Origin of the sequence: Bartonella japonica (assembly GCF_040545385.1) — a bacterium.
GTDB lineage: Bacteria > Pseudomonadota > Alphaproteobacteria > Rhizobiales > Rhizobiaceae > Bartonella > Bartonella japonica.
Window position 1 is genome coordinate 1 of the sequence record NZ_JBEPLT010000030.1, and the last position, 6,180, is coordinate 6,180.

Annotated in this window: 10 protein-coding genes; 5 read left to right on the top strand and 5 right to left on the bottom strand. The window is 36.8% G+C overall.

Annotated elements, in window-relative coordinates; genetic code table 11:
- Window positions 1-96 precede the first annotated feature (96 nt).
- From ABID39_RS07460 to ABID39_RS07470, 3 genes are read right to left on the bottom strand one after another with little or no spacing between them, the layout of a single operon-like run.
- A complete protein-coding gene (locus tag ABID39_RS07460) occupies window positions 97-591 on the bottom strand; it encodes a hypothetical protein (RefSeq protein ID WP_354187496.1) in 495 nt (164 codons plus the stop codon).
- Window positions 533-1,684, bottom strand: coding sequence for a hypothetical protein (locus ABID39_RS07465; protein WP_354187498.1), 1,152 nt, complete (start codon window positions 1,682-1,684; stop codon window positions 533-535). Before ABID39_RS07465 ends, ABID39_RS07460 begins: the two co-directional genes overlap by 59 nt.
- The gene (locus ABID39_RS07470) at window positions 1,674-2,156 is read right to left on the bottom strand and encodes a crossover junction endodeoxyribonuclease RuvC (RefSeq protein WP_354187500.1); all 483 of its coding nucleotides are present in this window, start codon (window positions 2,154-2,156) and stop codon (window positions 1,674-1,676) included. The genes ABID39_RS07465 and ABID39_RS07470 overlap by 11 nt, the downstream gene beginning before the upstream one ends.
- A 128-nt stretch (window positions 2,157-2,284) precedes the next feature.
- Here ABID39_RS07470 and ABID39_RS07475 point away from each other — a divergent pair, with 128 nt between their 5' ends.
- Window positions 2,285-3,070 (top strand): hypothetical protein, encoded by a 786-nt coding sequence (locus ABID39_RS07475; RefSeq protein ID WP_354187502.1) that lies wholly within the window; start codon window positions 2,285-2,287, stop codon window positions 3,068-3,070.
- Between the two features lie 11 nt (window positions 3,071-3,081).
- Here the strand turns inward: ABID39_RS07475 and ABID39_RS07480 are convergent, their stop codons facing one another.
- Window positions 3,082-3,534, bottom strand: coding sequence for a hypothetical protein (locus ABID39_RS07480; protein ID WP_435521313.1), 453 nt, complete (start codon window positions 3,532-3,534; stop codon window positions 3,082-3,084).
- A gap of 12 nt (window positions 3,535-3,546) precedes the next feature.
- Window positions 3,547-3,936 carry a hypothetical protein gene (locus tag ABID39_RS07485; protein WP_354187504.1) on the bottom strand — a complete coding sequence of 130 codons (390 nt, stop codon included), beginning with the start codon at window positions 3,934-3,936 and terminating at the stop codon, window positions 3,547-3,549.
- Between the two features lie 84 nt (window positions 3,937-4,020).
- Between ABID39_RS07485 and ABID39_RS07490 the strand changes: the two genes are divergently transcribed.
- The 4 genes from ABID39_RS07490 to ABID39_RS07505 form a co-directional block, all read left to right on the top strand.
- Window positions 4,021-4,359, top strand: coding sequence for a helix-turn-helix domain-containing protein (locus ABID39_RS07490; RefSeq protein WP_273755801.1), 339 nt, complete (start codon window positions 4,021-4,023; stop codon window positions 4,357-4,359).
- A 238-nt stretch (window positions 4,360-4,597) separates the two neighbouring features.
- Complete coding sequence (locus ABID39_RS07495) at window positions 4,598-4,978, top strand: hypothetical protein (RefSeq protein WP_354187506.1); 381 nt, start codon at window positions 4,598-4,600, stop codon at window positions 4,976-4,978.
- Window positions 4,979-5,049: 71 nt separating this feature from the next.
- Window positions 5,050-5,793 (top strand): antA/AntB antirepressor family protein, encoded by a 744-nt coding sequence (locus ABID39_RS07500; protein WP_354187508.1) that lies wholly within the window; start codon window positions 5,050-5,052, stop codon window positions 5,791-5,793.
- An 88-nt stretch (window positions 5,794-5,881) separates the two neighbouring features.
- Window positions 5,882-6,180 (top strand): recombinase RecT (locus tag ABID39_RS07505; RefSeq protein ID WP_354187510.1); only part of this gene is annotated, 299 nt, incomplete at its 3' end.

A 6,180-nucleotide genomic window follows, 5' to 3' on the forward strand; every position in this document is an offset into this window, starting at 1 on the left:
TCAAAATAAATCTAAATCGCTCTGTACGGTATCTTTTTGTCGATTTAAACGCATGTCTAATCACAAAACGATCACCACTTTTCACTATTTTGCTACTTAATCAATGTGTTTTACTATCCTATCGATGCCATTTAAAGCCTCTTCAAGCCTTTGCTTTTGAACAAATGTAAGGGGTTTGGAAGGCTCTTTCGCTGCTTGCTCTTTCAACTGCTGTTCACGGAATCTCAAAGTAGCATTGCGTACAAGATTGGCTTTTCTCAAAAGGTCGTTTTCCAAATCACGACACAACCTTACGAGTTCGCGTGTGCTCGGAAAAAACGTATCCGATAAACCATCTATCTCATCGCATAAAATCCGTTTAACCGTTGTCATCAGTGACCACGCAGAGACATTTTCCAAAACCATCCCATAAGTCAACGCCATGCCTTCATGATCGGATTGCTGCGATATTTTCAAGCCACATGAGAGCATGCGAAGTGCTTTTGCTATCTCCTCTTTGCTTGCTTTCACTGCGAATAACTCTTGCAATTGGTCACCAGCCTCTAAAGCAATTGCTTCCTGCTGTTTCGTCAGTTTGCTGCCATCTTTCAAAACCAACGGAAAGCCCGGAGCCAACATCTCGTGAATGTGCTTCAAAGTACCCTCGATTTCCAATATCGAGGATGCTGTCTGCGATGCGCTCACCAATGCTTTTTTGCCTTTGAGTGTAATTTCCATAATTTCTACCTTGTTTATTTTTATGATCTTTTGAATTTCTTACCCAGTTACGCCACGTTGCTTGCCAATCTGTTTTGGTAGCATTGGCTCCGGACTTGGCTTTCCAATAATCTCTAAATTTTGCGATTTCGACTTTCACACGCTCTGGAGGCAAGCCTTCGTTGATTGCAAAATCGTAATCGGGTTCAAAATCCGCAGGCAATCGACAACCTCGATTAGCTTTTGACCGCTTGGCTTTCTTTGGAACGCTTTTTTGCTCGTGAATAGGAGGTGGGCTGTCTAATGAGGTTGTAATTTGATCTGATTGGCTTTCACAAGCATCAACCTCGATTGGCTCTTCAACCAAATCAGTGATTTCTGAATCTTCAAATTCAATTTCTTTTTTTGCTAATACGATAGTATTAGTTTTTTTATTATATATGTTAATGTTATTGTTATTGTTATTGTTATTGCATTCCTTAAGACCTCCTGAGGATTCCTTAAGACCTCCTGAGGATTCCTTAAGACCTCCTGAGGATTCCTTAAGACCTCCTGAGGATTCCTTAAGACCTCCTGAGGATTCCTTAAGACTTCCTGAGGATTCCTTAAGACCTCCTGAGGATTCGTTTTGATTTTTTTTCCTCGTATTGGCTGCTTTTGCAGATCTTTCTGCATACTTATTGAAAGTTTCGTCTGAGTTATTTAACTCATCCTCAACGTCTGAATTCCACAAGCTACCATCTTCTAAACAAATAATATGACCTTTTCTGATTAAATAGTCTAATGCCTTCTCAAATCTTTTTATTGAACAGCCAGCGCAATGGGCTAGAAGCTCAAGATCGTTTAAAAGAGGTTCACGAGTAATTAACATTTGCAACCGCAATCGCATATAAACATTACCTTCAAACGTAGGTACCTGAAAGAGTTTAACTGCCCACTGTTCAGCAAAAAGCCTTGTCCATGGTAACTTATCTGACTTATTTGCCATACCCAATTTCCCTTTCCTTAACTAAATATAAAATTGCCAAAGCATCCGCTTCATTATCATCACAAGGCACGTGTCCTTTAGAACGCATTGCCTCTATCATCTCTTCTTTCGATGCATTCCCCTTGCCTATCGTCGCTTTCTTAATTGTGCCAACAGGAATGCCTTCATATGGTATCTGATGATGTTCACACCACGCTGTTAAGGTTGCTAATAAGCCACCATAAACATGTGCTGCATCCGTACCAACATGACGCCTCACCTCTTCAAAATACACCGCATCAATGCCACCCGCTGTATGCTTCATTTCTGTCAGCCATTGCTTAAAGCGTAAATAACGCATCCCACCGCCTTCAAAGCGACGGGATTGAAAATTAACAGTACCACTAATGATACTATTATCTGCACCGCAGATCGCCCACCCAGTCTTGGTGCCTAGATCAAGACAAAGAATGGTTTGTGCATTAATGATCATTATCCCCCCTTAAGGCTTTACATATTTATATGTGTACTATGACAGAGCATGCTGTGATTGCCTGTCTTGAAAAAATGTTTTTGAAAAAGTAGCCTCCCAGTGATTCTAAAAAATTGGGGGGAGTTCTGATGCAAGATATGGTGCAAAAATGGATAGTTGATAATGCTATATTCTTATGGCACTGGATAAATGATGGTGTTGTATTTTTGCTACAATGGATAAGTGATAATTCTACGATCGCTCCTATCATTGCCACGGTAGTTACTGGAATAGTGACACTTTTTGTGCAACAACGAAGCTTAAAAAAACAACTTAAAATCTTCCAACGACAAACTATAGCATCAGAAATCCAGACAGCTATTCTATTAGAAGATAAAAAAGCACGGGATTTGGGACCATATTTAAAATTGAAGGCAATATTCCTCCCACAAGAATATAAAGGTACTCCCCATGTTAAGGTAAAGCTGTGCATTAAAAATCTTACGACACAAGATATGATGATAAAGAATATACGCATATCGAAAAACAGTCCCTTTAAGTTTGTTAAAAACGCTTGTCCTTTTACTCAATGGAAATTTGAGTCTTCGGAGGGGCACTTCGTTATTAAAAGGACAACGCCCAAACTCATTGCGTTATGTCCCGAAAATATAAAATCAAATGCTTCATCAGAGTATGCTTTAAATTTTTTTATTATATCCGCTAAACGCTGTACTTTTTTAGATTTCATGATTACCTGCCGTAAGCCTAATTCTCGCAACATTGCAAATTTTACACTTGAACACACTTCAATTGTTAATCCAGAGGAAACATTCACCGTTCATTTTTGGGCTTCATATCCACGTTTAAAAGAGACTTATTATGAAGTTAATCCCAAAGATCCGCTTTTAATTAACGACCCTCATTTTTGGGATTAATGACACCAGAATTAAAAAACTTCTCCTGCAAAAACAAAATCCGTCAATCTGGGTTCTTCTTTTTTGTTGATTAAATAATTGATTTTATTATTTAATTCATCAATAACTCTCATCTGTAAATCCAATTTTAATCTTTGTTTATGCAGCGTTTTATTTTTTTGCTTAATTAAAGTGGATAGGTTTTCAAGTACTACTTGCTGTTGTTCAATTGACTTATCTCGTTCTGCAAGAGTGGCTTCATGCCATCTCATCCAACTATCAAATTTTGACTTATGCCATTCTTCTCGTTTTTTAAGAATTGTTGTGTGAGTTTCGTGTCGTTTCACAAGATCTTCTACGCTACAGTCACGATATGGTACTTTTCTCCATTCTTCCACCAATCTGCCTCCATTCTTCATTTTCGTATTGCAACCTATTAATCTACAAAACTGGGTGTAAATCTTCTTCAATATTCCGTTTCTCATGATCTTTCTTCTTTAAGAGTGTGAATGCTGCTGTTGATGTTCATTCTTTTCTTCATATTGAGATTGCAACATTTCATTTTGTTCACATGGCTTCATGCAAACAGTGGAAACCTTGACAAAAGAAGACGTTGAGAGTGGTATTTTTTCTTGTATTAATCTTTGCAAGCGCTCGGGATAAAAAAAATCATCAGGGCACAAATCTATCCCGTGCTCACGCGCGTAATTTAAGAGCATCACTTGATATTTAGCTGGAATGATTCCGCCTTTACCTTCACGTTTTTCAAAAGGATACACCCATTTTCTAACTACAATAACATTACGATTAATGATATTTGCAACCTTATGATATCCGCCAAGATATGTAATTATAAGTTTTGCTGTTTCTGTATATGCTTTTATCATAGCCAACAAAATACGATATAAGAAACATTTAGTCAATACGATAAACGTATTTTTCTGTTTTTTAATATTGTAAGGTTTTTAAAAATGATAAATAACTCAAGTATGGTTAAACAAAGAGAGCTAAAAATTTGGATAAAGCAAGAACTCGATAAAATGGGCCGTGGTAGTCAAGCAAAACTTGCAGCCCATCTTGGAGTACGCAGACCAGCTATATCTAATATTGTCAATCTTGATCCTAACAAAGAAATGAGAGACGTTAAAGCTGATGAGCTTGTTAAAATTATGGAGTTTTTTAAAGATTCTTCACCTGTTTCCGGATTTTGTTCTGATGATTTTCTTTATTTGTATTCTCAAGCAAATGATTCTGAAAAAAAGATTGTCGAGGATCTTTTAAAATCTTTGCTCGCAGCACGAAATCTATAAAAGCTATTTTTTCACTTTTAGTTAATTTATTCATCATTACAGTTAGTTGTTTGTTTCTTTCACAGTCCAACATAAATTCCCCATTTAAATTTTAAGATAATAAATAATCATGTGGATTATAAAAATAAAAAAATACGTTTATCGTAATTTTTCTGTTGACATTTAATTACGATAAACGTATTTTATTTTCATAAACCACAAACAAACAATCGCCAAGGGGCGTTAGGGAGGGGCAATTATGAAAAAACCAATCTTTATAAATTCTGATGAAATTCTCTTAGTAATGTGTATGGACGAGGGAGACAATCTCGCTCAATCTGGACCTTTTCACGAAGAAAGTGACATTATCAATTTTATTGATGAAGCTGATAATGCTATTCAGATCTTCCGTATTGAACCAACAACAAACCGTTGTGAAGATATCTCTGAAGAGATTGCTGAATGTTACATTCAAAAATATGAGCAACGGTGTTTTGAGGAAACAAAACTTCACGACTTTATTCTACACAGCGATGCGTATGATTTTTTCTTAGAGGATATAAAACGGCGTGAATATGAAGATGCCGAGTATGGTTCTTACGAAAAACAACACCGGTTGCGTATTTGTGATGTGCTTTAAAAACTCTTAAGGGCGCCTTTCTAAAAGCGCCCCCTCTTTCTTCATATAAAATCATTAAATGGAATGAACTTATGAATAATCCTATCGCTATCGCAAATAACACGGTTAATGGAGTAACTGTTCAAACTGTAAATGCTCGTGAATTACACGACTTTTTGGAGGTAGGTAAAGACTTTTCCAATTGGATTACTGATCGTATCAAAAAATATAATTTGGTAGAAAATCAAGACTTTGTTTGCTCGCCAAATTTGGCGAGCAAAGGTAGGGGTGGTCACAATCGTAAAGATTATCACCTAACTCTAAACGTAGCCAAAGAACTTTCTATGTTAGAAAATAATCAAAAAGGTAGAGAAGCTCGTTTATACTTTATCGAATGCGAGCGACGTGCAAAGCAAGCAACAACACCGCAAATTGATTACTCAAGTCCACAAGCAATGATTGGCTTTTTGAATTACCTACAAGGACAAATAAATCAAAAAGATAGCATCATTGAAGATTTAAAACCAAAAGCAGCTGCTCTTGAAAGCTTGCAACGCCATGATGGGCTCTTCGGTCTGACTGAAGCGGCTAAAATTCTCGAAATGCAACCAAAACAGTTCATTCTCTTCTTGCAGAAAAAAGGATGGGTTTATCGACGCACTTTCGGAGCTCACTTGTTGCCTTATCAAGACAAAATCCAAAAAGGACTAATGGACTGCTCAACCTATACTATTCAAACAACAGAGGGAGCAGAAAAAGTCATACCCGCTGCAAAAATTACCACTAAAGGAATGGGCTTGCTGTCTCAAGAAATTAAAAGACAAAACATGCATTAAACCAACTTTCTAACAAAACAACATAACTCTTTTAACAAATGCGTGATTCACGCCACGGGTGAGTTACGCGTAAATCAAGGAAACAAATATGATAAATTCTCCTTTAACAACAATGGCAAGCAAATATGGTTTTTCTCATGATCAATTTCGTAAAACAATTATCAAAACATGTATCAATCATAACTTCTCTGATGAAGAATTTGCTGCTTTTATATCTGTAGCTAATACTTATGGATTAAACCCATTAACTAAAGAAATATATGCACTCCCTAAAAGAGGCGGCGGCATCATACCCGTTGTTTCTATCGATGGGTGGATTAAGATCATTAAATCTAATTCTCAATTCGATGGTATGACCTTTCAAGATCAACTCGATAAAGACGGTAA